This is a genomic window from Colwellia psychrerythraea (genome assembly GCF_000764225.1).
Lineage (GTDB): Bacteria > Pseudomonadota > Gammaproteobacteria > Enterobacterales > Alteromonadaceae > Colwellia > Colwellia psychrerythraea_D.
In genome coordinates this window covers 111,462-137,914 of record NZ_JQED01000040.1, presented here as the reverse complement: position 1 = coordinate 137,914, position 26,453 = coordinate 111,462, and the positions used below count along the sequence as shown (strand labels likewise).

The window sequence follows — 26,453 nt, the reverse complement described above, 5'->3', positions numbered from 1 at the left end:
GATACGACATAGCTTAAAACAAGTAATATTCGAATAATCATCTGCTGACACAGCCTTAGTTATTGGTTAATTGTATTGACGACGTACAATAGCGCCATTAATACTCGCGGAAATAAGCCCTAAAATAAAAATAGATACTGCTGCATAAAACAGTGAGCCACCGTCACTTTCACCGTTGTGCAACACTTCAATACCCAGTGGTGTTACTAAGTGAAAAAACATTGCTCCAGCCATGACACTCGCCGACAATAAACCACCCAACGTATGAATCAATTCACGTGTTGGTACCTTATTGACTAAGTTCATTTTTTTTATTGCCCAAAAAACAAGGGGTGATAAGAGAAGTAATGATGCGAAGAGTTCAAATATGCCTACAGCAACAGCACCATGTTCTGCAAACCACAGGCCCAGGCTAGGATTTATCGTTTCCTGCATCCATACACCTATCGTACCGAATATATGTTGAGTATCCGGGTGACCAGAAAATTTATAAGGGAGTGAAGATAAAAATACTTTACACGTCCATGCTACAACGACCCAACTAAAAATGGCGATAATACGGTCTTTCATAATTATTCTCTTTCTCTTTTAGATAGTTACTTTAAAAGTTCAGGCCAGTTATTATCAGCTTCAGTAATGAATCTGTTAGCGTCTTTTAACCAGTCTTCTTTTACGGCTGCGTTATAGTTTAAGTAAAGTTTATTATTGATAATTGTCCACTGTAGAGGATCACCGCTGGCTGTACGGCCATCTGCGGCAGCCCAAGCACAGTACCCTCCATATTGGGGCGAATATTTTTCGGGATTTGCTTTAAAAAGTGCTAAATTTGCTTGCGAGCTAAATTGCCAAGTTGCTTTTTTGTACTCAAAGCTATAGTCACTATCTCCTTTCACAGGTTTACCTTGTTCAAAATAAGCGACTGTGTCGTAACCTGATACTGCAAGATCACTGAAGTAGCCAGTATATATTTCTGACTCAGCATGGGCACTTGCCGTAAATAGCGTCAAGAAACTAATAAAGGTAAATGCTGTAAAACTTTTAATGATCATCTTCATGGTAAATTCTCTAAAATTTTAATAGTAACGATTGGCATATAGATAGTTGTTAGCGCTTTTTTCTTTCAATATTTATAATTTTTTGTGTATTTAATTCAATTGATTGAGTAACAGTCCCGTTAAAATTATCTAAGGCAAAGGATAAAAAAAGTGAGCAAGTTAGGTAATGGCCATAGCTTAGTGATTGATAAATAATCAATCATTTAACTTGTTTGCATCGGCCTAGTATTAGATAAGTAGCGATATTGAGGCTTGTGATAAGGCTCAAATGGAGAAGTGCCTATTGTTAATCCTTGTGGGTAATGTGTAGTCGCTTGATTTATGAGCCAGTAGTAATGCTCAATTAAAAGGAAGTTTATTTAGTCTTCATAATAAATATTCATTATTGAGTGATATTATTGAATATCGGCCTGTAAATGGAGTAAAAATTCATTTTCAACATGATATACTCGATGCACTGTCCTGTTTAAAATAAAATTAAGTCGTTATGCTTCCCCATATTAGTCATCAAAATCATCTTCCTCCTTTATATGATAATTTTATTCGTTCATTAAAAGATAACAGCTTTACTGGTGATATTAATGCCAGCTACAGCGCGAGGCTTTCAGTCGCAACTGATAACAGCATATACCAACAGTTGCCGCAATTAGTTATTCAACCACGCACTAAAGCAGATATTGTGTTATTGGCTAAAACAGCCAGTGAAGCACAATATCTCAGTATTAAATTTAGTGCACGTGGCGGTGGCACTGGCACTAACGGACAGAGCTTGACACCGGGTGTTGTGGTTGATTTATCTAAATATATGAACAAAGTATTAAAGATAAATGTTGAGCAAAAATGGGTGCGTGTTCAAGCTGGTGTGGTTAAAGACCAACTGAATGATTTTTTACGCCCCCATGGTTTTTTCTTTGCCCCTGATCTGTCAACTTCGAATCGAGCGACTATTGGCGGTATGATCAACACGGATGCTTCTGGACAAGGCTCGTTAGTTTATGGAAAAACCTCAAACCATGTTTTAGCCCTAGAATCAGTATTGGCTAATGGCGAAGTACTAAAAACGTCGCCAATGTCACTAGCACAAGCACAAGAACTAGCGCAGCAAAATAATATTGAAGGCGATAGTCAAACACAAACTCAAACGAACTCCCAATCAACTTCCCATGCAAGAATTATGGCGCAAGTGCTTGACTCATGTCTTGAAAATCGTGAATTAGTCTTAAAAAAATTCCCACGATTGAATCGCTTTTTAACAGGGTATGATTTAGAGAACGTATTAACTGCAGACGAAAGTGGTGATATTACAGGGGTTGATTTATCTCGCTTGATCACTGGATCTGAAGGTTCATTAGCATTTGTCTGTGAAGCAAAACTAAATATTAACCCTATTCGTGTAGCTAAAACGCTGATAAATATTAAATACGATAGTTTTGATTCTGCACTTCGTCATTCTCCTGCATTGGTTGATGCCAAAGCGACTTCTGTAGAAACCATTGACTCGCGAGTTTTAAATCTCGCAAAGCAAGATATTGTTTGGCATAGCGTTAGTGATTTAATCACCGATGTGCCAGGTAAAATCATGGATGGCATTAATGTTGTTGAATATAACGGCGATAGTATTGAAGGCCTAGCAGATCAAGTGAATGAGCTTACTTCAGTGCTTGATGATTTGATAAATAAAGATAATGTTGATGCGTCGGATAAATTAACAGAAAGTCGCGGAGTGATTGGATATCAAGTAACTTCAGACCTTGCAAGTATAAACAAAATTTATGCGATGCGTAAAAAAGCCGTTGGTCTGTTGGGCAAAACTGAAGGCAGCCAAAAACCGTTAGCTTTTGCTGAAGATACAGCTGTTCCACCAGAAAACCTTGCTGATTTCATTGGTGAGTTTCGCGCACTGCTTGATGGTTATGAATTAAATTATGGCATGTTTGGCCATGTTGATGCAGGAGTTTTACATGTTCGACCTGCACTTGATATGTGTGATCCAGAGCAAGAAAAGTTATTACGTACACTCTCTGATGAAGTTGTTAAGTTAACGGCAAAATACGGTGGCCTTATGTGGGGCGAGCATGGCAAGGGCTATCGCAGTGAGTATGGCCCTGAATTTTTTGGTGAACACTTGTTTAACGAGCTAAGAACAATAAAAGCAGTGTTTGATCCCCATAATAAAATGAACCCAGGTAAAATTTGTACGCCAATTGATTCTAGCGAACAGTTAGTGAGTGTAGATGGCACCAAACGTGGTTCGTTTGATAGACAAATCCCTGTGACTGTTAAAGAATCTTTTACCGCTGCGATGGATTGTAATGGTAACGGCTTATGTTTTAATTATGATGCCGATAGCCCTATGTGCCCGTCCAGTAAAATTACTCGAGACAGACGACACTCACCTAAAGGACGTGCTGGTTTAATGCGTGAATGGTTACGTTTATTAGAAAAGCAGGGCGTGGATATACTAAAACTAGAAGACAATATTAATGCTTCAAAAAGTCTTTGGTCGGTTAAAGAAATCGTAAGCAATGCTGCAGATAAGCTTCGTATTAACTTTATTAGCAAACCGCAACAAGATGAAAATGGAAACGGTGACTTTTCACATGAAGTGATGGAAGCAATGCAAGGCTGTTTAGCGTGTAAAGCGTGTGCAAGCCAATGTCCTATTAAAGTCGATGTGCCGGACTTTAGATCACGTTTTATCAATATCTACTATTCACGATACGCCAGACCGTTAAAAGATCACCTTGTCGCCAACGTGGAAATACTTGCTCCCTTAATGGCTAAGGCACCTAAAATTGTCAATGCGGTACTAAATACTAAGCTATATGATAAGTTGTCCGACAAAACTATTGGTTATGTTAATACTCCATTGCTTTCAGTACCTTCCTTGAAAAAACAAGTGAAAAAAGCAGGGTTTTCAGGTTTTGATTTAAGTAAATTACAAAACCTAACCACGTATCAACGCAAAGGGTATGTACTGATAGTACAAGACCCTTTTACTTCATTTTACGATGCAACTACCGTAGAAAGTATGATGAATTTGATTAAAAAACTGGGTTTAGAGCCCATTTTATTGCCCTTTAAGCCAAATGGTAAAGCGCAACATGTCAAAGGATTCTTAGCGCGGTTTGCGAAAACAGCGAAATCAAGCAGTGACTTTTTAAATCAGCTGGCAGAACTTGATATCCCTATGTTGGGAATGGATGCTTCCATGGTGTTATGTTATCGCGATGAATACGCAAAAACCTTGCAGCAGGATCGTGGTAACTTTTCAGTATTACTTGCCCATGAATGGTTATTAAACTTTATCAAGCAAGACACTGCTTTTAAAATATCAATAACTGCAGCTGAACGTTCAAAAGCTAAGAGTTTTAAACTCTTCTCTCATTGCACAGAAAAAACAGCTTTAGTGAACAGTGAAAATGAATGGCAATCAATTTTTGAGCACTTTGGGTTGAACCTAGAAAAGGTCAGTGTAGGTTGTTGCGGCATGGCAGGTACCTACGGGCATGAAAAGTCTAATTTTGATAATTCTAAAGGTTTATTTGAATTGAGCTGGCAAGCGAAGTTAGAAACACTTTCGAGTGAGCAAGTATTAGCAACAGGTTTCTCTTGTCGTTCACAAGTAAAGCGCTTTAGTGATTTAAAAGCCAGACATCCAGTAGCAGCAATATTGGATTCTTTGCGTTAAACGTAACCTTAAAGTAAAGTTGCACTTATTGGACAAGATGATGATCTTGCTCAATAAGTGCTAATGTTCATTATTGATATATTTGTATTATGTTTTTGGTTTTACAGAGTCATTTATGTCAGAGCAACGTTTAATTTTATTATTGAAGACCTCTATTACTATCGGCATTTGCCTGATCCTGCTGGGTATTTACTTACATTCATTTAGCGATTATATGGAATCGCTTGGTGTCACAGGTATTATCATTAGCGCTATGTGTATTGCCTTTGGCTTGATTTTTTCTTTACCAACAAAAATGTATTTGACCTTTTTGCTCGTTAAACGTGAAAGTGAATCGCAAGATAATAAAGTGGATAGTGAAGGATAATTTCCTCTTTTATTTATTCTTTGCCAATATACTCATAACTCATAACTCATAACTCATAACTTACTTTTGTGTGCCTTCAACTAACGTCGGTGTATTAAATGTCAAGCCACTCGTAGATATGCTAGGCTATTGCTGTTGACCATATCGGCAATAGAATAGCTATTTTCTTCATTCAGCGGCTCAGTCAGAGACGATTCTACTTACAGCTGAAACCTACATCTTCCTGTGGTTTGGCTATATATCGTAATATATCATTAAAAAAGCCACTATTACTGCTACCTAAAGCTAGGTTTTCGTGTAAAATCAATCGCATTTTTATTATTTAACTTAGTCTATTGGTAAATGGCTTACTTAGCTGGCCTTTTTTCATAAGAAAAGCTTATTTAACGTCGTTTATTTACCCGTTTTAGAGGACATCATGAACTTAGACACCACCACTATAGATAGCATTGTAGCGCAGGCAGAAGTTGCCATAGCTCAAGCATCAGACCCAACAGCACTTGATCAAGTGCGTGTTAACTTTTTAGGGAAAAAAGGTTTATTCACCGAGCAAATGAAAGGTTTAGGTAAATTACCGAAAGAAGAAAAACCTAAAATGGGACAAGTAATTAATATTGCGAAACAAGCAGTACAAAAATTACTGAATGAACGTGGTGAATTATTACGTGCCCAAGAAATCAAAGAAAAATTAGCGGCAGAATCAATTGATGTCACTTTGCCTGGACGTGGTACACAAATAGGTGGCTTACACCCAGTAACTCGTACTATAGAACGTATTGAAAGTTTTTTTGGTGACTTAGGTTTTGAAGTTAAAGCAGGCCCTGAAGTTGAAGATGATTATCATAACTTTGATGCCTTAAATATTCCTGAGCATCATCCAGCCCGTCAAGATCATGATACTTTTTACTTTAACCCTAAATTAGTATTACGTACACAAACATCCGGTGTGCAAATTCGTACTATGGAAGTTGAACAACCGCCATTACGCATTATCTCTCCAGGTAAAGTATACCGTAATGATTATGACCAAACGCATACACCTATGTTTCATCAAGTTGAAGGCTTAATGGTTGATAAGGATGTGAGTTTCACTCACCTAAAAGGTATTTTGCATGACTTCTTACATCATTTCTTTGAGGAAGAAGTAGAAATCCGTTTCCGCCCTTCATATTTTCCATTTACAGAGCCTTCTGCTGAAGTCGATATAATGGGAAAAAATGGTAAATGGTTAGAAGTATTAGGCTGTGGCATGGTTCACCCTAATGTTTTACGTAGTGTTGGTATAGACCCAGAAGTGTATACCGGTTTTGCTTTTGGTATGGGCGTTGAACGCTTAACTATGCTGCGTTATGGCGTAAATGACTTACGTGCATTCTTTGAAAATGATCTTCGCTTCTTAAAACAGTTCAAGTAGGAAAACTCATAATGAAATTTAGTGAATCTTGGTTACGTGAATGGGTTAATCCTGCACTTTCTTCTGATGACTTAGCGCATCAAATCACAATGGCTGGCTTAGAGGTTGACGGTGTTGACCCGGTAGCAGGCGAATTTACTGGTGTAGTGATAGGTGAAGTGGTTGAATGTGGCCCACACCCTGATGCTGATAAGTTGCAAGTAACAAAAATTAGTTTAGGTGATTACAGCTCTGCTACGGTAGAAAAAGGTGAGTTAGTTGACATTGTTTGTGGTGCTAAAAACTGCCGTTTAGGTTTAAAAGTTGCTGTGGCAACTGTAGGCGCAGTATTACCAGGTGATTTTAAAATTAAAAAAGCAAAATTACGTGGCGTACCTTCGTTTGGCATGTTGTGTAGTGAATCTGAAATAGGTTTAGCCGATGATTCAGATGGCATTATGGAATTAGCAAGTGATGCTCCTTTGGGTCAATGTGTTCGTGAATATTTAGATTTAAATGATGTCACCATCGATGTTGATTTAACAGCTAACCGCGGTGATTGTTTAGGCCTTAAGGGATTAGCGCGCGAAGTAGGCGTGTTGAATTCGTTAGAAGTAACTGAGCCAACAATCACGGTAGCCGTTCCAACAATTGATGATGCTATTACAATTAACATAGATGCGGGCGAAGCGTGTCCACGTTACTTGGGCCGTGTGATTAAAGGTATTAATCCTAAGGCAACTACGCCGCTTTGGATGGTAGAAAAGCTTCGTCGTTGTGGCACACGTTCAATAGACCCTGTTGTCGATGTAACGAATTATATCTTACTTGAACTAGGTCACCCGATGCATGCTTTCGATTTAGCAAAGCTTGAAGGTGGCATTAACGTACGTTTCGCTAATAAAGACGAAAAACTCACTTTATTAGATGAAAACGAAGTGACGTTAACAGAGGAGACTTTAGTTATTGCCGATGAGAATAAAGCATTAGCAATGGCTGGCATCTTTGGGGGTCTTGAGTCAGGTGTTACTACCGATACTACTGATATCTTTTTAGAAAGTGCATTCTTTGCACCTTTAGCTATCTTAGGTAAAGCCCGCCAATATGGTTTACATACTGATGCTTCACACCGTTATGAACGTGGTATTGATCCAACTCTACAACACGATGCAATTGAGCGAGCGACTGAATTATTACTTGCTATTGTCGGTGGTCAAGCAGGTCCGATTGTTGAAGCTAAATCTGATGCAGACATTCCGCAAACGAAGGATGTGAGCTTACGTCGTACAATGTTAGATAGTCGTATTGGCCATCATATTGAAGATGAACAAGTCAGCGAAATTCTTACGCGCCTTGGTTTTACTGTTAATACAACAGGCGAAAGCGAAGCGAAAGTATGGCAAGTGATTGTGCCAGCATATCGCTTTGATATTAAAATTGAAGTTGACCTAATTGAAGAAGTTGCTCGTATCTTTGGTTATAACAATATTCCAAATATTGCGCCAAAAGCAACCTTGAAAATGTGCGAACAAAAAGAAGCTAATCTTTCTTTATCAAGTTTAAAACAAACCTTAGTCAATCGCGATTATCAAGAAGCGATCACCTACAGTTTTGTTGACCCAAAAGTTCAAGCATTGTTACACCCTGAACAAGAAGTAATGACGTTACCTCATCCTATCTCTTCTGAAATGTCAGTAATGCGATTAAGTTTATGGACTGGCTTGTTACAATCGATGATATACAATCAAAATCGTCAACAAGGTCGTGTTCGTTTATTTGAAACTGGCTTACGTTTTGTTCCTGATGAGAGTGCTGAAAACGGTGTTCGTCAAGAAAATATGATTGCGGGTGTTATCAGTGGGCAACGCGTTGATGAGCATTGGAGTATGGAAAAAGCAGCGACCGACTATTACGATATTAAAGGTGATGTTGAAGCTTTATTAGCCTTGACTTGTGATGCACAAGGTTACGAATTTTCAAAAGCTGAAGTCGACGCTTTACATCCGGGTCAAACTGCCAAAATAACTAAGAATGGCGTTTTTGTCGGTTGTGTTGGAGCATTACACCCTGAATTAGAAAGGAAATTAGGCTTAAATGGTCGCACATTAATTTTCGAACTTTTATTGTCTGAAGTTTTAGTTCAAAAAATCCCTGAAGCCACCGATATATCTCGCTTCCCAGCTAATCGCCGTGACTTGGCTATAGTGGTAAAAGAAGACGTTGATGCAAAAAATGTATTACAACTTATTGAAAAGGTTGGCGGAAATTATTTAATTGATCTAAACTTATTTGATGTATACCAAGGACAAGGCATTGATGACGGTTTTAAGAGTCTAGCCATTGCCCTTGTATTACAAGATACAAGTAAAACACTTGAAGAAAAAGACATCACAGATGTCATTGACAGGGTTGTTGCAACATTAAAAACAGAATTAAATGCATCACTGAGGGACTAAGCAATGGCGCTTACCAAAGCAGAAGTAGCAGAACATTTATTTGAAAAAGTTGGGCTGAGCAAGCGTGACGCAAAAGACATGGTTGAAATATTTTTTGAAGAAATTCGCGAAACCTTAGAAAGTGGCGATCAAGTAAAGCTTTCGGGTTTTGGTAATTTCGACTTGCGTCTCAAAAGCGAACGTCCTGGCCGTAATCCTAAAACCGGCGAAGATATTCCAATTTCTGCCCGTAAGGTTGTTACTTTTAGACCTGGTCAAAAATTGAAAAGCCGCGTTGAAGACGGTAATAGCGAATAATTATTCTTGTATAATAGGCAAACTTATTAATAGTTAGTCCTAGCTACAGGTAATGATTACGTGTAAAAAACAAACCCGCATAAGCGATAAGCTTGTGCGGGTTTTTTATGATTTTTAAAAAATAATACAATGTTCAAATGTCACTATTTTTTGTTAAGATGAATAGCCGATTTAAAAGGGAAATTAGATTCTTTCACATTGCTAGCTGTATTGTCAGCCACTTGTTTAATCAACAATTGAGCATCCTCAATAGAAAAGGTCAGCGAGCTGTCTTTATTTTGATCATTTTGAAATGCCAGTTTATGCAAGCGTTTAGTTAATTGATAACTTTTAGTTTCTGTTGGTTTATCTAATGTCATTGAATATTGGTAAAGAGTTTGAGTTGCGAGTAGGTATTCTTTACGGGCAATATTACTTAAAAACTGTTGGCGAAGTTGTCTTTGCTCTTGCTGGCTTATTTTTTTATATAAAGTAACTAGCTGTTTACGTTTTATAAATATTACATACAATAAAGCTAAGGCTACAAAAAATAAGGCAATAATTAATAAGGTTGTGAGGGTAAAGTCTAAACCTCTAAGCCCGTTAGTAAAGCTATGCTGATTGATGAATCCTTTATCAGAAACACGCCAAGATGAGGCGGGGATTTGTAATGTTTCAAGTGTGTTGGTCTGACTGTTCCACCAATAAAGTATTTGCTCTGCTAAAACATAATCACCTGGTTTTTCGAAAATATAAGTAAATGACTCAACTCGACTTCCTGACAGAGTTCCACGATTAGATTTATCAAAAACTTTCGCAGGTTTATGGTAAATACTAATCCCTTCAGTGATTTTTTCATTGGCTTTACTGATATTGGTTAAGTTAACTTCAGGGATCATCATGGCTGGGGTATTACTCGCCGTAATAGTAATGGTTTGTGTGATTGCTTCGCCAATACTATAGGGATTATCGCTATCAAATTGACCATCAATACTTAGGCTCACTTCGGGTGAAACGATAAAGTTATCAATGCCTATCAGTGCTTCTGGTAAGTTTATGGTAAAACCCGCTTCTTGTGTCATTAATACACCAGAAATAATGCCATCATTCTCAGTATTTACTGATACATCAACTTTTATTTCAGGTAAAAGATAAGAGCCAGCGAGCGTGGGATATAAGGTGATTTCATGAGTTTGCGTCGCCCATGATTGTCCTTTGACACGCTTACTGCCATTGATAGTTGTTATGTTGTTTGTTTGCATCACAACGTCAGTCAAGGTAAAACTTTGTACGCGAGTTCCTGTGGCAAACCAGCGGTTTGTTGCAACCTCAATAGAAACAACCAGCGCTTGACCTACTATTTGTTGTTCACTTTCGTTGACTGTTAGCGAAATGGTTAATTTATCTTGATTGATCAAGTTATCGATAGTTTGCTCAGAAAAGGCAGTGGGACTTAAAAGGCAAAAGCAGATAAATAGACTAAATAATGCATTATTCATTATCTACTCCCTGGATATCATTGCGCTTGTCTTTAGGTGGCTGTTGATTCTTTATTTCTTGTTGCATATAAAACTTTTGTGATAAAAAGTGTGCTGGATTTTTTTGGACTTGTCTCAACCACATGGCATTTAAGCTAGGATCGAGAAGTAATTGTTCAGCACTTAATTGTTCAACTTCTTGCTCTTTTGGAGCTACCTCTCGTTCGGCGCCATCACCAGTTTGTGGCTCATCACCCAACTCTTTTATTGACTCACCGTCTTCTTGTGCCTGGCTAGCGGATAAACGGTTTACTTCATCAATAATGTCTTGAACGATTTTAATGTTAGTGTTAGCGGCAAGGTTTTGGGGATCAATCATCAATATTTGTTGATATAAGTTACGAGCAGTTAAATATTCCCGTGCATGAGCAAGCGAATTTGCTTTGGCTATTTGGTTTTCAACATCAGAAAATTGGCTATATAGCGTAGCTGCATTTTTGTATTGCTCTGCACCATAACTACTATAGGCTTGCCACTGTGTACTTTTAAACGTATTACTGGCTTGTTGATAATGACCTAATTTAAACAACAACTGTCCTTGCTGATCACGGGTCAGCCATAGATCTGTAAATTGTTGTGGTTTGAGGTAAGCGAAAAGCGCAGCTATCAAAACAAACGTGGTGATAATAAAGCGCTTATTGCGTCTAATGGCGCCTAATAAAGTGAAGTAGCGATTAGAAATGATTGTTACCATTGCAATGTCCATCCTTTTCTAAACCAAAACAAGAAGATAAATGCAACTACAAAAACCAGCGGATATCCCGAGTCGTGCCAAGGCCTTGAGTTATCATCAACAATAACAAGGTTGTGTTTAATATAATTATCAACGCGTTTTACATCACTATCATCATTAGTCATTAAAATAAGGCGACCATCACTTTCACTGCTGAGTGCTTTTAATTGCTCAAGTTGCATTGGGATGACATCAGTGCTGAGTACATCCTGCCCATTTTTACTTTGTTCAACAGTTGTACTCTGGCCAATACCCCACACAATGAGTTGCGCCGTTTGTGTGGCAAAAAATTCTTCAAAGGCATTTACTGTATTATTGGTAGCACCATCACCTATTAATAAAACGGTGCCGGGCACGGTTGAATTTGTGAGTAAACTATTGGCTAATGGCAATATAGTTTCAGGTAATTTACCTGGTACCGGCATGATTTTCTCACTGAGGGCATCAAGAAAGTGGCGGATCATTTCTCTATCATTAGTTATTGGCATAACGACATGAGCACTGCCGGCAAAGGCGATTAGTGCTGTTTTACTATCGCCTCTTAGTTCGAGCAACTCGATTACTTTTTGCTTTGCACGTAACAGTCTCGAAGGCTGCACGTCACCTTGCTCCATTGTTTTTGATACATCCAGAGCAATAACTAAGGGAGCATTATTTTCACTAAATGGTGATGGTTGTTGTTGCCATGTTGGCCCCATTAAGACAATACACAATGGTACAGCCAAAATTAACGACATTTTCTGAGGAGACAACCAATGAGTATTATTCCCGCTCACTGTTAGATGCGTTAGTACTTGTTTTGACATCAAACTTCGCCATTGAGATAGGGTATCGTCTCTAAGAGAAAAGGCGCGAATAATGTAATAAATAACGACAAATGCCAGCAACCAATAAGGTCTTAAAAAATGGAAGTGCTGCAAACTATCGAAAAAGAAAGTGAGTTCGTTAATCATGGCTCACCTCTTTGTAGTCATTCATTTTACTGTACTGGTCTTCTGGCTCATTATTTACAAATGCATACTTTTGTTTGTGAAGCAGCAAGCGAATGCGAATATTCACGATAAACAGTGCAATTAGATAAATACTGACAAATAAGATGATAGGGTAGTGATGTACGCTGATTCGAGGTCTAAAGGAAAGCGAGTCGAACTGTTGAGGCTCTAATGTATCAATCTCTGCATAGACTTGTAAAAGTTCATCACTATTTAAGGCTTGAAAACTTTTACCTTGGGTTATGTCAGCAATTTCCTGCAACAAATCAAGGTCTACTTTTTCTTCACCGACGGCGCTTGGATCTCCAATCGCTATGGCGTATATCTTGATTTCGTGAGCTGCGGCGACTTTAGCAGCTTCTACTGGAGGCACTTTAGAAGCCGTGTCATTGCCATCCGTTAAGACAATGAGGACACGGTTTTGAGTCTCTGATTGTTCAAAAACGCTAATTGCTAAACCAATAGCATCGCCAAAGGCTGTGCTTTGTCCCGCCATGCCAATATCACTTTCGTTGAGTAATGCTTGCCAAGTTGGAATATCATCAGTAAATGGCGCTTGCAGATAAGGCGAGTCACCAAAAAGAATTAAGCCTAAGCGGTCATGTTGACGACTTTTGACAAAGGTATTTAAAACATCTTTAACTGCCACGAGTCGGTTTACTTTACCTGCTAATTTAGCGGTATTGTTTTTATCCGGTAAAGTAAAGTCTTCTACTGACATAGAGCCAGATAAATCTACCGCTACCATCAAATCTCTCGCCGACTTCTCTTGCTTGATGGGGGCACCAATCATTTCCGGTTTAGCGATTGCCGTTACAATGCAAAGCCATGAAAAAGCGACAATAATGCGTTGAATATTATTTCTGTTAAGTAGCACGGCACCACTTTGTGGCGTTTCACCGGTGACATCAACTAAACGAGCAAAATAGGGAACTTTAATTGAAGATTTACGTTCTTTGTATGCAGGAGCAAAAAGTGTTACTAAAATAGGTGCAAGCAATAAGATAAATGCCCAAGGGTAGACAAATTCAATCATGTTTCCTTCCCTAGATCATGTGGTAAGTCTTCATCATGGAGTTGGTGGTGTTGAACCCACAACGTGATTTGTTGGCAAAGCTGCTTTAAGGCGTTGTTGAATTCACTGTCATTTAGATCAAGATGAGGAATGTAAGCGAGCTGTGTTAATAAGGCTTCATTTGACAGAGAAACGTGTGAAGATAGCAGTGTTGTTTTACTAAATTGACTGCGCTTGCAATGCCTATCTAACCAAGCTGTCCAAGATTGCCCCGTTAATCCGGTAATTTCTTGACGACGTTTACCGATTGTGGATACGCTATTTAGTGAGTTTTCCTCAAGTTGACTAACTTCATTGGCGAGTAGTGCTGTTTTTCTTAATAACGCAGGCAATTGCCTTACATCATTTTCACTGGTTAATGAACATTGTGCAAGCCAAGCAAGCGCTTCACGTCGATAGGCATTGGCTTGGTAATGTTGCCATGTTTGATAGATTTTCTTGATAATAACTATTGTGAGTAAGACAAAGATAATCTGCCAAGCAATTGTTTGAGGCCAAAAACTAATGCTTTGTGGGGCGTTTGTTTCAACAATGGCATCAAGGAGGTAATTCCCCCAAGGTTTTTCAAAACTCATTTTTTAGTCCCGCCTTTACGAACAGCGTTGTGACCAAGGGCTTTACGTAACTGTTGTTCAACGGGTGAAATGGTATCTATCTCTATTAATGGAATACGGTATTTTTTTGCTGCTTTGACATAGCTTTCTAATTGTCGGGAAATTTCAGCTTCATAGTTTTTTTGAAAGTTCTTCTTTGCAGAAGAAAATTGAATTTGTTGCACACCATCACTGACGATCATTTGTGACATTTTGGGTAATTTTAATTCTAGCGGGTCAAAAATATGACAAGCTATGACTTCATTATGTTGTCGTAATTGTTTTATGAAATCGGTACTTTTATCGTTAAAACCATGACCATCACCGAGCAAAATAATTAAACCATTATGGCTAGAGACCTTATTTAATCTTGCTAACATCTTATTATAGGAATCACCGTCATCACTTTGCAAATGAGCACTATTTTTCAGTGATAACGCGTGGTTTTTCTTTAACAACTCAGAGAGTAGATTGATAACATGTTGTTTGCCACGCTTGGCGGGGATGACTTTGGTTTGTTGATCATTATAAATAACTGCACCAATGCGATCGCCACTATCGCTTATTTGCCAAGCAATAAGTGCTGCAAGCTCTGCGGCAATAACTGATTTCATTTTGTTTGAACTGCCAAAGAACATTGTCATACGTTGGTCAATGGCTAAAAAAACATTACGTTCGCGCTCTTCGGTAAAGACTTTAATATGCGGCTTGCCCGTTCTTTGAGTCACTTTCCAGTCCATAGAACGAATGTCATCTCCAGGACGATAATGACGTAACTCTTCAAAATTGAGTCCGCGACCGCGAAGCTTAGAAACATTTTTACCACTTAAGGCACTATTTGCTGGTTGGTTGGGGGTAAACGAGAAACCTTTCGCTAAATATTTTAGCCGACGTAATTCATTTAAGTCAGCATAAATTGCAGACTTATCGTGAGAATCATCTTTGTTCTTCTCTCTAGCAGAAGCGCTATTTTTATTAAAAAAACTGCTGGTGCTCATAGGAACGCCTTAGGCAACTGCCACCTGTTTAAGGATTTCATCAATGACATCATCTGGCGTAATGCCATCAGCTAAGGCGTCATAACTCAGTACTAATCGATGGCGTAACACCGAATGAACAACTGAACGTACATCCTCAGGGTCAACAAAGTCTTTACCCTTTAACCAGGCTTGAGCACGTGCACATTTATCAATTGCGATACTAGCCCTCGGACTTGAGCCAACAGTTAACCATTCTGCTAAAGTAGAATCTTGATAACGTTCTGGCTTTCTGGTCGCCATAACAATAGCCACAATATAATCAATAATAGCTTTGCTACAATGAATGTTATGAATTTCATCACGGGCGGTGAAAATGTGGTCTGGATTAATATTTTCTACTGCCTGTACCTGTTTTTCTTCGCCGCGCACTAAGTTAATTATTTCAGCCTCTGCAGCATCATCAGGATAATCAAGATTAATTTTCATGATGAATCTATCCATTTGTGCTTCAGGCAAAGGGTAGGTACCTTCTTGCTCAATAGGGTTTTGTGTTGCCAATACCATAAATAACTCAGGCAGCTTATATGTTTTACCGGCAACGGTTATTTGTCTTTCTTCCATGGCTTCTAAAAGAGCGGCTTGTACTTTTGCCGGAGAACGATTAATTTCATCAGCAAGCAGTAAATTATTAAAAATAGGCCCTTGTTGGAAAGTTAGTACAGGTTTACCATTAACTTCTTGATAAACTTCGGTACCCGTGACATCCGATGGTAATAAATCCGGTGTAAACTGGACGCGCCCTAAATCAACAGCAAGAGAGCGCGCTAACGTTTTAATTGAACGGGTTTTTGCCGTACCGGGCAGACCTTCAAGTAAGATATTACCGTTGGTTAATAAAGCGATAAGTAGTGAGTCAACGACATATGATTGCCCAATAACTGATTGTTCAATTTGTGCTTTTAGCAATGACAACTGTGCTAAAGCGTTTGATTGTACTTGCGTATTTTCTGTCATTAGATTATCCCTTTCTATCCGTTAAATTATTGCTGAATTATTCATTAATTATTTGATACTTATCGATTAATTACTGTTCAGTTGTAGCGTAAGCCTTTGAATCACTGCTGGTGGTACTAAGGGTTGTAATTGAGATAAACATTGTTTTGCTAAGCCACTTTGGTGGCGAACTTGCATCTCACACAGCGCATATAGATGCTGAGGGTTATTGCTAAGTTGATATGCTTGATACAAAGCCCCATAAGCTGCACTAGGTTTATGTTGTTCTAAACTTAAGCCATAGACATAAAAATAATGACTATTTTGTGGTGCAAGTTGTGTCGCAATGGCTAATGCTTGTGCCGCTTTTGCTTTATCTTTAACCCTAATATAGGCGAGCCCTAAATTATAGGGCAGGCTCGCATCATCAGGGTTTGCTGAGATACCTTGTTTTAATATCTCAATACTTTTTTGGTTTTCACCTCGTTGATAATAAACTTGGCTTAAGTTGAGGTAAGTTTGTGCAAAATGCTTTTCTATCGCCATGCCTTGTTTGAATGCTTTAATGGCTTGATCGTATTGACCCTGATAGGCAAAAATAATGCCTCGATTAGAATGAGAAAAACCACGATCATTGTTAAAAAATTGGCTTGCAATATATTCATCAAGGGCAGGTGATAGCTGCTCTTTTTGTGGAGCTGATAAGTTTTGCCATAAGCTGGCTAAGGCAAAAGCAGCATTGACCCTTACGGCTAAGACGTTATCGTTTAATAAAGGTGATAAGATGCGCCATTTTTCAGCACCTGCCATATTTTGAGCACCTTCAATTGCACCTAATCGTATATTTTCATCAGGATTTTTAGCGGCTCTAGCAATAGCGATAATCGTATTGGTATTGGATACGCTTGCCATTTTAGTTAATGCAGAAGCGCGGATAATGCTAGCATAACTGATTGTTTGAGCAATGCGAGATAACTCAGAGGAAACACCTTGTAGTTGTTGCTCATTTAATGCCAAGTTGAGAGCGGAAAAAACTGCGACAAAATCCTTTTCCGCTTCAACTGATGAATTAGGATACCAAGCATTCACCTTGCTCGAACTCCATTGGCTGTTTTTATCATCATGACAACTTAAGCAGGTATCAGGTGTTCCTAATTTTTGCGCTAAGTTAGGCGTTGGTATATGAAAGCCATGATCACGTCTGGCATCAACTTCCATATAAGTCGTTTCTGGCATATGACAATTAACACATTGCGCGCCAGTAGAGTTTTCAGGATGTTTATGATGTTGTGTGGATGCATAGCTTTCACTTTGATGACACTGCAAACAAAGGGTTTCAATGGGAAGTTTTAATTCAGCGGTGTGCGGGTTATGACAATCGGTACAGACAACGCCATTTTTGTACATTTTAGACTGTAAAAATGAACCATAAACAAAATCTTCGTTGTAGACTTGTCCGTCTGGGTGATAATTCGTGCTAGAAATCAAATCGAGTAAATACCGCTCACCAAAGGCATTACCTTTCACATGATCGTTTCTACTTATTTGAGTTCGTCTGCTATGGCATTGTGCGCAAACTATGACTTGTTGGCTAGCTTCAATGCTTTTTGGTGTTAAGGTTTTTTTATTGTCTTCCACTTGCCAGTTTTGTACGGATTTTGATAAATCACGGCTGAAACCTTTATCAGTTAATGACATGGTTCCATGTTGTTTTTCAATTTTACTTTTAGGCTTTTCTTTAGCTGATCGATTAGATTGATTAGCCCAGGTTAAATGTTTACCAGCGGGCCCATGACAGCTTTCACACGCAACATTGATTTCACTAAAAGTAGTGTTGTAGGTATTTGTTTTAATATCAAAATTCTTATCTACATTGGTTGAATGACAGTCAGCACACATGTAGTTCCAGTTTTGTCCGGTATTGGTCCAAAAAAACTCTTGATGCTTTTCAGTCATCTCTGGGTAGAGATTAAACCAACGTTGTCCACCTTCTGCCTTGGTACGAGAGTCCCAAGCAAAGGGTATCAATTGAACTCGACCATCATCAAACTCAACCATATATTGCTGCAGCGGCTCATAACCAAAGGTATATTTGATTTGATAGTCGTGAAACTTACCATCATCACCTTTGATATTGACCCAGAACTGAGAGCCTTTTTTAAAAAAGGTACTCAATTTTTCAGACTGATTGTTTTGAGAGGTCAATGTGACACTATCAAAATCACCTAAAACACTATTGTTATTGGCATGTTTCATTGACATATCATGATGTGAACCTTGCCAGTCCTGATAAGCTTGTTCATGACAGTTAATACAGGCTTTTGAACCAACAAAATCTGCAGCAGTAACAGTTGAACTGATCAGTACATTGAGGCATAGCAATACTACAAATATGCTGAGTTTTGGGACTAATTTCATTTTATAGTGTTTATCTTTTAGGGAGAAAAGTGGATACATTTACTTCTTACTCAAGGCTAATCTGAAGCCAATATCAGCCATACGTACATTATTGGTAGCGCCATCTCGCATAAAAACTAAGTTTTCAGTCGCAGAAAACTCGTAACCGCCGCCGCGAATCACTTTCATTGCTTTTCGTTTAAGGTTTTCTTTATCACCGATAAAAGGATTATGGCTCTCTGTAAATGTATAGGCCTTACGGCTCATATCATCAAGACAAAACTCCCATAAGTTCCCCGTCATATCGTATAAATCAAGTTCATTAGGTTTTTTGAGGCCAACAGGGTGGCTTTTGTTGTTAGCGTTGCCAGCAAACCAAGCAACGTCATTAATATCATTTGAACCACTGTACTGATAGTCTTGGGACTTATTGCCTCCTTTGGCTGCATATGCCCATTGAGCTTCGGTAGGTAAACTGAACTCTTTACCGGTCGCACTATTTAATCGCTCAATAAATAAAAGTACATTAAGCCAACTTACGTTATTCACTGGACATTTATCACAGGTGAAAAAGCTATTGTTCCAACCCATAATTTGCTCGAACAGATCTTGTGTTAATTCATATTTTCCAATGTAAAAAGCATCAAGACTAACTTGCTTGACAGGTTTTTCACGGTTTCTGGCTAAAGAAGAGTCAGAGCCCATGTCAAAGGTTCCTGCTTCAATGAGCACCATATTCTTCATCAATTCATCTAACATTGGCTTAGGTAAGGTAAATATTCGTTGTTTTTTATGTTCGCTTTCAACTTCGGTCGCAGGTGATTCGATTAACGTTTCTACCGATTTTGCATGAATGGCTAGGCATATATTCATTAAGCCACTAAAAAGGGATACCTTTATGATAGTGGGCAATGAAGGTGATGAAAATTTAAAAGCTTGGTTCATAACTGCAGTGAATTCTTACTTAGTCAGTGGATAAATGTTAATAATTTTTTTGAAACAATTCTTACTTTATAACAGTCAATGAACAACTATAAAGTAAGAAAGTTAAAGCCATCAAAGACTTTGATGGCTTTGCCCTGTGGACATTAGTGTCACTAAGTGTTTAAAAGAACACTTAGTTGACAGTCGGATTATGGCACGAAACTTCCAGGTTTTTGACGTTGTGGGAACTCTTTAAAGGTTGCTTTAAACTGAGCCACTTTCATCATAGCAGGAGCCATTAAAAACATATGTTCAGCCCACCATTGACCATAACCTTCAGATTCATGGTCCATACGTTCATATGGATCCATTCTTAAGTTGAATATTTTAGGTGCACGAAGTGTTGTCCAAGGATTTTGCCAGACTTCTAAGCCATGTGCTCGTTGCTCTTTAAAAACAAATTTATAGTCTTCGTAGCGTAATCCTACAATGTCACCGGTATCAGACGAGTAAATAAACTCTTTACGAGGTCCTGCTTTAGATGTGTCTAAGAAATGAGGTAAAAAATTATAGCCATCAAGGTGAACTTTAAATTTACTACCACCAACGTTAGTACCTTTTTTAAGTTTACTTTTAATTTTTGTATCACCAGCAACGGCTAAAAGAGTAGGCATCCAGTCAATTAATGAAATCATTTCATTAGACACTTGATTTGGTTTAATTTTCCCTGGCCACTTAACCATCATAGGAACACGGTAACCGCCTTCCCAGTTAGTATTTTTCTCACCTCTAAATGGTGTGTAACCACCATCTGGCCATAAAGCTAACTCAGCGCCATTATCCGTGGTATACATGATAATAGTGTTTTCAGCGATACCCAGTTTATCTATTTTATCTAATAACTGGCCAACATGACCGTCGTGCTCAACCATACCATCGGCATATAAGCCTTGACCGGTAACACCTTCAGATGCGGGTTTGAGACGAGTCCAAACGTGCATACGTGTGGAGTTGAACCATACAAAGAAAGGTTTTTTAGCAGCATGTGCTTTATCAATGAATTTTAACGCGGCACCTAAAAACTCTTCATCAATTGTTTCCATACGTTTTTTTGTTACCGGACCTGTATCGGTAATTTTACCATCAGCAAAAGAATGTATAGCACCACGAGGGCCAAAACGTTTTTTAAAGGCAGGATCTTTAGGATAGTTAGGATGTTCTGGCTCATCTTCAGCATTTAAATGGTATAGGTTACCAAAGAATTCATCGAAGCCGTGGTTTGTTGGTAAATGCTCATCTTGATCACCTAAATGGTTTTTACCAAATTGGCCAGTCATGTAACCATGGGGCTTTAATAGTTCAGCAATTGTTGGATCTTTTTTATTTAACCCCTCTTTCGCACCAGGTAAACCTACTTTAGTTAAACCTGTTCGCATTGGGTGTTGACCGGTAATGAAGCCAGCGCGACCAGCGGTACAACTTTGATCGCCGTAAGAGTCGGTAAAGATAATACCTTCATTAGCAATTCGATCGATATTGGGGGTTTTGTAACCCATGATGCCACGGTTATAGGCACTAATATTGAATGGACCAATATCATCGCCCCAGATAGCAAGAATGTTTGGTTTAGCAGTATCTGTCGTTGCCATTGCAACACTTGATGCAGCTAATAATCCTAAACCTAAAACCAGTTTCCTTAACTTATTTTGAGTTACCATGTCATTTCCTTTCCGATGGAGGAGTGTATTGTTCACCGTTAAATGAGCAATATGCGAATTAGTCTCATTTTTAATATTACATAACTAATTTGATAAATCTATTGTTAATGAGAGGCCTATTTGTAGCAGTAGTAATTGTTTTTATTATTGTTTGTTATATTTTTTATTAAACAATAAAGCATGAGTAAACTTACTTAAAGGCCAACAATTGTTGGCCTTTAAGTATAGACAAAGAGTGTATTATTTGCCTTCAGACTTACTTAGGAAAGTATCATATACCGCTTCAACTGACCAAGAGCCAGTAGGTTGGCTAGGTGGATATTCTTTAAAGGTTGATAAAAATTTAGCTGTTTCTGATAAACCTAAATAGATATAGGGTGCTTTATCAATCATCCAATCGTAATAAGAATTAGAGTTTTCTTCGGCTCTACTCCATGGGTCACGACGTAAGTTTAGGATTTTAGGCATTCTCAACATAGTAAAAGGTTCTGTCCACAACGCTAAGGTTTTCCCACGGTTTTCTGCATAAACCATTTTCCAATCACCAACGCGAATAGCGACAGGAAATCCTTCGTCATTTAAATAATGGTAAATGTTACGTGGGCTTTTATCTGTCTTACCCGTAAGGTGGGGTAACATGTTATAACCATCAAGGTGAATTTTTGATTGTTTATTACCAAAACGACGTTTGCCCTGAAGCATGTCTTCTTTGAGTTGGTCATCACCAGTTGCAGCAGCTAGGGTTGGCATCCAGTCTAAATGAGCCATCAGTTCATTTGAAATTTCACCAGCTTTAATTTTACCCGGCCAACGCACCATCATAGGAACACGGTAAGCACCTTCTTTTTCGCTATTTTTTTCACCATCGAACGGGGTTATACCTGCATCTGGCCAAGTATTGTAGTGTACGCCATTATCAGTTGAGTACATGACAATGGTATTATCGGTAATTTTTAATTTATCCAATTGATCTAACATTAAGCCAACATGATTATCGTGAGCAACCATCACATCGTTATAGAATCCTTGACCTGAAAGGCCAACATGTTTTGGATTGATATGCGTTCTAAAGTGCATACCTGCGGTATTAACCCAAACAAAGAAAGGCTTTTTAGCTTTCACCGCTTTATCTACAAACTTCATAGCCGCTGCGACAAATTCATCGTCAGCCGTTTCCATACGCTTTTTAGTTAATGGTCCGGTATCTTTAATTTTGCCATCTGAAAAAGAATGGATTACACCGCGAGGGCCAAATTTTTTCTTAAAAGCAGGATCTTTAGGGTAATCAGGATCTTCCGGCTCTTCCTCTGCATTCAAATGATACAAGTTGCCAAAAAATTCATCAAAGCCATGATTGGTCGGTAAATGTTCATCTTTATCACCTAAGTGGTTTTTTCCAAATTGACCTGTGGTATAGCCCTTAGCCTTTAACATTTCGGCAATAGTAATATCTCTGTCTTGAATACCTTCGTTAGCGCCGGGTAAGCCTACTTTTGTCATGCCTGTACGTAACCCTGATTGGCCGGTGATAAACGTTGAACGACCAGCAGTACAGCTTTGATCGGCGTAATAATCGGTGAACATCATACCTTCTTTAGCAATGCGATCGATGTTAGGGGTTTTAAAGCCCATTATACCGTGACTATAGGCACTGATATTTGTACGCCCTATATCATCGCCCCAGAAAAATAAAATATTCGGCTTTTCTGCTGCTGTTGCAGATGCCGTTGCGATTATGCTTGCACCCAGCAGCAACATTTTTAATCTATTTTTAATCATTTTTTCTTCCTTTTGATCAACAAAGAAACATGCAATTATTTATCTGCAAAAATAACAATGGCCGTATAAATAACGAACAATGCATTATTAATATGATGTTATTTCATAATAAATGCAATAATTTAACAGTAACTTATACGAAGTGTTTAGTGACTAAGTTCACTTGATTTAACAATATATGTAATGAGTATTTTTTTCTTAACCGGTTAAATATCGCAATTGTTATTGAAAAGAAAAAAAGCCCAATAATTATTGGGCTTTAGCCATTATGGACAAAAAATTAACAAAGCAGCAATTATCGGTTTGGGCTTAATTGCTGTATTTTCTTTAATGCAGCCTGCGTTCTAATGCTTTTGTAACCAATGTTACTTGCACTTAAGCTACTTCCCTCTTGGAAAGGATATTTGTCAATAGTTGACATGAACTGTGCAACTTGTTGTTGTGCAGGGACAAATAACCACATGTTATCCGCATACCAACGCAAGTACATTCCAGATTCTTTTGCAGCCGTTTCAAAGGGATCTGCATGTAAATTGGTAATAGTTGGCCATGCAGGGACTTTACGATATGCAGTGCTAATGCCACCTTCTTCTTCTGCAAAAGCAATTTTCCACTCATTCCAACGTACAGCATTCAAATCACCGGCGGCATTAAAATATAATTTACTCGTGCGTGGTGATGTTTTTTCTTGGCCTTTAAAGAAAGGCAAGAAGTTGTGTCCATCAGGATGAATTGTCCATTTCTTACCGTTAGCTTTGTGACCTTTTTTAAGTTTACTAACTATATTTGGCTCACCAGCAGCGGCTAATAGTGTCGGCATCCAATCTTCATGAGACATCATGTTATTGTATTTACTACCTGCTTTAATGGTACCAGGCCAGCGAACGAGTTGGGGAACACGCATCCCGCCTTCAGTTGTTGTGCCTTTTTCGCCTCTAAATGGAGATGTTCCGCCATCAGGCCAAGTGAATTTTTCAGCACCGTTGTCGGTTGAATAGATCACAATGGTATTGTCAGCAATTTTTAAATCGTCTAATTTATCAAGTAAAATACCTACTTGATCATCATGCTCTAACATTCCATCAGCCGTTAGACCTATGCCTGACTTACCACGGTATTTTTCTTGCAAACGCGTCCATACATGCATACGAGTTGAGCTATGCCATATAAAGAAAGGCTTTTTTGCTTTATGCGCTTTATCAATAAATTTTAATGTACCAGCTAGAAACTCTTCATCAGCTGTTTCCATACGTTTACGCGTCATAGAACCCGTGTTTTCTATTTTTCCATCGGCAAAAGAATGGATAACACCTCGAGGACCATATTTTTTATGGAATTCTTTATCTTTAGGGTAATAATAGGTTTCTGGCTCTTCTTCAGCATTTAAGTGATATAAGTTACCGAAAAATTCATCGAAACCATGATTGGTTGGTAAATGTTTATCTTGATCGCCTAAATGGTTTTTTCCAAATTGTGCCGTCATATAACCTTTTTCTTTTAACAGGTCTGCAATGGTAGGTGTCCAATCCGGAATACCATGGTTTGAACCGGGCATACCAATAGTTAATAAGCCGGTTCTAAAAGGTTCTTGACCTAAAATGAATGAAGCGCGACCTGCAGTACAACTTTGCTGTGCATAGTGATGAGTGAACAATGCACCTTCATCAGCTATTCTATCGATGTTTGGTGTCTGATAGCCCATCATGCCTTGGTTATAAGCACTGATGTTGTAATAACCTATATCATCGCCCCAAATTGCTAAAACATTCGGTTTAGCTTTATTGGTTGTGGCGGCTGCACTGGTGGCGAGGGCAAGCATACCCACGCCTAGTGCAAACTTCTTAAGCGGATTATTCATTTTCATAGTCGTCCTTTTATTTACAGTCAAAATTCTAATTATTATGGTGAAAAATACGATAATATTATTTTACTTGTTCATTGATATTCACAGGCGATAAACTAATAGTTGTGTAAACGTGTGGAATTATCTTGGCGAATAGTTGCTTACAATTTAGCCTTTCAATGTCGATTTAGATTAAGTATCTGTGGTGAATAAGTCGATATTGAATGCGTTGTACAGTTACTTAGTTATGTGGTGACGCTTTGTTATTGCTACATTATATTAACTCGGTTAACATTTAAGTATGCAATTTCCGAAAGGATTTCGTTATAGTTAGTGCGATAAATCAACTGATTGATTTATAGAAAAGGACTTTTAAAAAGTAATGGAACTTCAAAAAGTAATTCATAGTAATAACCAAGTAAGAGGTATGTCGACCTCGGATATTGATGAGTTGGCTCAATTTCAGGTGAATAAGAACCGGCGCTATACCCAGTTATATGCAGGGAAGTTACAAGGTGATTATTTAGAGATTAATTTAGGGAAATTACAAGTTTTTCGTGAAAAACTTAATGTTGGTGCATTAATAGAAGCAACCCCTGCGAGTAATTTTGTGCCTTTTGCTGCATTGCTTTCGAATAAAGATGATTCTAAATTTTGTGGTAAACACATTGAGCAAAATGCGATCCTTCAAGCCACTGGTGGCGATTGGGATGTAAACTTTAAAAACAACTTGAATGTTATTGCTGCTGTCTTTGATAGAGAAATGTTTGCCTGTGATATTCAATTATTGACTGGTCAAGAAATTCCAAGTGACTGGTTAGTGAGTAAAGCCTGCCTGACAGAGCCCCTTGCATTAACGCAATATGCGACAGGGGTAAATAATATTATTAACCTAATACAAGCAAAACCAGAGGTTGTAAAAACCGAAAACTCATTACGCATGATAAATGATACTATTTTAAAACTGGCTTTTAACGTGCTTCAAGAAACAACCCCATGTAATGAAAGGCGAGTAAACCAATCAAAACGCTGCGAAGGTGTACGTCAGGTCATGGACTACTTGCACAGTTATGGAGACAGTGTGCCAACAATTCCAGAATTGTGCAAAATAGCTAAATTGAGTGAGCGAAATCTACAATATGGTTTTAAAGAATACTTAGGAGTGACGCCTATACGTTATTTAAGGTTATTACGCTTAAATGGTGTAAGACGTGATTTGTTAATAAATCAATGTGATAGCAATAAAGTAGTTGATGTCGCACTCAATTGGGGGTTTATTGAATTAGGACGTTTTGCCAGTGAGTACCGTCAACTCTTTCAAGAATTACCTTCTACAACGCTTAGGAAAGCGAGTTAATCTCATTAAAGAAGCGATTGAGATACTTGTCTACTTATTAAATCAATTTAACCCTGCTGAGGTTTCCCTGTCTTGCATGCCAGCCTATGGCAGTGATATGCAACAATAATTTATTTTCTGGATTATTTAGCATGTTACGGAAATTGCATATTATTCAACAGGGTAACATGATAATTTATTGAAAATTATTTGGGCCAGATAAGACTACTCTCTTTTAGCACATTATTGCTCCAAGCATTCATGGTGTTTGTTCCGTTATAGCAATAAGTTGTTAAGTTAGTTTGTACAAATTT

At 38.3% G+C, this 26,453-nt stretch carries 20 protein-coding genes; 6 read left to right on the top strand and 14 right to left on the bottom strand.

The genetic code is table 11. The features are described 5' to 3' along the window. Window positions 1-66 precede the first annotated feature (66 nt). Window positions 67-570, bottom strand: a complete 504-nt coding sequence (locus tag ND2E_RS06900; RefSeq protein WP_190277845.1) for a hypothetical protein — start codon at window positions 568-570, stop codon at window positions 67-69. Between the two features lie 26 nt (window positions 571-596). Then, window positions 597-1,055 (bottom strand): YHS domain-containing (seleno)protein, encoded by a 459-nt coding sequence (locus ND2E_RS06905; RefSeq protein WP_033094659.1) that lies wholly within the window; start codon window positions 1,053-1,055, stop codon window positions 597-599. A 487-nt stretch (window positions 1,056-1,542) separates the two neighbouring features. On the opposite strand from ND2E_RS06905, the gene ydiJ reads away from it, so the two are divergent. From ydiJ to ND2E_RS06930, 5 genes are all read left to right on the top strand, one after another. Next, the gene (ydiJ, locus tag ND2E_RS06910) at window positions 1,543-4,746 is read left to right on the top strand and encodes a D-2-hydroxyglutarate dehydrogenase YdiJ (protein ID WP_033094658.1); all 3,204 of its coding nucleotides are present in this window, start codon (window positions 1,543-1,545) and stop codon (window positions 4,744-4,746) included. Between the two features lie 115 nt (window positions 4,747-4,861). Then, a complete protein-coding gene (locus tag ND2E_RS06915) occupies window positions 4,862-5,113 on the top strand; it encodes a hypothetical protein (protein WP_033094657.1) in 252 nt (83 codons plus the stop codon). A gap of 418 nt (window positions 5,114-5,531) precedes the next feature. After that, window positions 5,532-6,527, top strand: coding sequence for a phenylalanine--tRNA ligase subunit alpha (pheS, locus tag ND2E_RS06920; RefSeq protein ID WP_033094656.1), 996 nt, complete (start codon window positions 5,532-5,534; stop codon window positions 6,525-6,527). A gap of 11 nt (window positions 6,528-6,538) precedes the next feature. Beyond that, window positions 6,539-8,962, top strand: coding sequence for a phenylalanine--tRNA ligase subunit beta (gene pheT / locus ND2E_RS06925; protein ID WP_033094655.1), 2,424 nt, complete (start codon window positions 6,539-6,541; stop codon window positions 8,960-8,962). A 3-nt stretch (window positions 8,963-8,965) separates the two neighbouring features. Then, window positions 8,966-9,259, top strand: coding sequence for an integration host factor subunit alpha (locus ND2E_RS06930; RefSeq protein WP_033094654.1), 294 nt, complete (start codon window positions 8,966-8,968; stop codon window positions 9,257-9,259). Window positions 9,260-9,402: 143 nt separating this feature from the next. Here the strand turns inward: ND2E_RS06930 and ND2E_RS06935 are convergent, their stop codons facing one another. From ND2E_RS06935 to ND2E_RS06990, 12 genes are all read right to left on the bottom strand, one after another. Beyond that, a complete protein-coding gene (locus ND2E_RS06935; RefSeq protein ID WP_033094653.1) occupies window positions 9,403-10,737 on the bottom strand; it encodes a BatD family protein in 1,335 nt (444 codons plus the stop codon). Beyond that, on the bottom strand, window positions 10,730-11,470 hold the full coding sequence (locus tag ND2E_RS06940; RefSeq protein WP_052056721.1) for a tetratricopeptide repeat protein: 741 nt from the start codon (window positions 11,468-11,470) through the stop codon (window positions 10,730-10,732). The genes ND2E_RS06935 and ND2E_RS06940 overlap by 8 nt, the downstream gene beginning before the upstream one ends. Then, window positions 11,464-12,462 carry a VWA domain-containing protein gene (locus tag ND2E_RS06945; protein ID WP_033094652.1) on the bottom strand — a complete coding sequence of 333 codons (999 nt, stop codon included), beginning with the start codon at window positions 12,460-12,462 and terminating at the stop codon, window positions 11,464-11,466. The genes ND2E_RS06940 and ND2E_RS06945 overlap by 7 nt, the downstream gene beginning before the upstream one ends. After that, window positions 12,455-13,537 (bottom strand): vWA domain-containing protein, encoded by a 1,083-nt coding sequence (locus ND2E_RS06950; RefSeq protein ID WP_052056720.1) that lies wholly within the window; start codon window positions 13,535-13,537, stop codon window positions 12,455-12,457. Before ND2E_RS06950 ends, ND2E_RS06945 begins: the two co-directional genes overlap by 8 nt. Then, window positions 13,534-14,151, bottom strand: coding sequence for a DUF4381 domain-containing protein (locus ND2E_RS06955; protein WP_052056717.1), 618 nt, complete (start codon window positions 14,149-14,151; stop codon window positions 13,534-13,536). Before ND2E_RS06955 ends, ND2E_RS06950 begins: the two co-directional genes overlap by 4 nt. Next, a complete protein-coding gene (locus ND2E_RS06960; protein ID WP_052056715.1) occupies window positions 14,148-15,167 on the bottom strand; it encodes a DUF58 domain-containing protein in 1,020 nt (339 codons plus the stop codon). Before ND2E_RS06960 ends, ND2E_RS06955 begins: the two co-directional genes overlap by 4 nt. Window positions 15,168-15,176: 9 nt before the next feature. Further along, entirely contained in the window at window positions 15,177-16,163 is a 987-nt protein-coding gene (locus ND2E_RS06965) for an AAA family ATPase (protein ID WP_052056713.1), read from the bottom strand. Window positions 16,164-16,229: 66 nt separating this feature from the next. Further along, a complete protein-coding gene (locus tag ND2E_RS06970) occupies window positions 16,230-18,560 on the bottom strand; it encodes an ammonia-forming cytochrome c nitrite reductase subunit c552 (protein WP_033094697.1) in 2,331 nt (776 codons plus the stop codon). Between the two features lie 39 nt (window positions 18,561-18,599). After that, a complete protein-coding gene (locus ND2E_RS06975) occupies window positions 18,600-19,412 on the bottom strand; it encodes a formylglycine-generating enzyme family protein (RefSeq protein ID WP_223303642.1) in 813 nt (270 codons plus the stop codon). 260 nt (window positions 19,413-19,672) lie between these two features. Beyond that, window positions 19,673-21,181 carry an arylsulfatase gene (locus ND2E_RS06980; RefSeq protein ID WP_033094650.1) on the bottom strand — a complete coding sequence of 503 codons (1,509 nt, stop codon included), beginning with the start codon at window positions 21,179-21,181 and terminating at the stop codon, window positions 19,673-19,675. A 240-nt stretch (window positions 21,182-21,421) separates the two neighbouring features. Further along, window positions 21,422-22,960 (bottom strand): arylsulfatase, encoded by a 1,539-nt coding sequence (locus ND2E_RS06985; protein ID WP_033094649.1) that lies wholly within the window; start codon window positions 22,958-22,960, stop codon window positions 21,422-21,424. A gap of 295 nt (window positions 22,961-23,255) precedes the next feature. After that, entirely contained in the window at window positions 23,256-24,824 is a 1,569-nt protein-coding gene (locus ND2E_RS06990; RefSeq protein WP_223303641.1) for an arylsulfatase, read from the bottom strand. Window positions 24,825-25,185: 361 nt separating this feature from the next. Here ND2E_RS06990 and ND2E_RS06995 point away from each other — a divergent pair, with 361 nt between their 5' ends. Further along, a complete protein-coding gene (locus ND2E_RS06995) occupies window positions 25,186-26,160 on the top strand; it encodes a helix-turn-helix domain-containing protein (protein WP_033094647.1) in 975 nt (324 codons plus the stop codon). The last annotated feature ends 293 nt before the right edge of the window (window positions 26,161-26,453 follow it).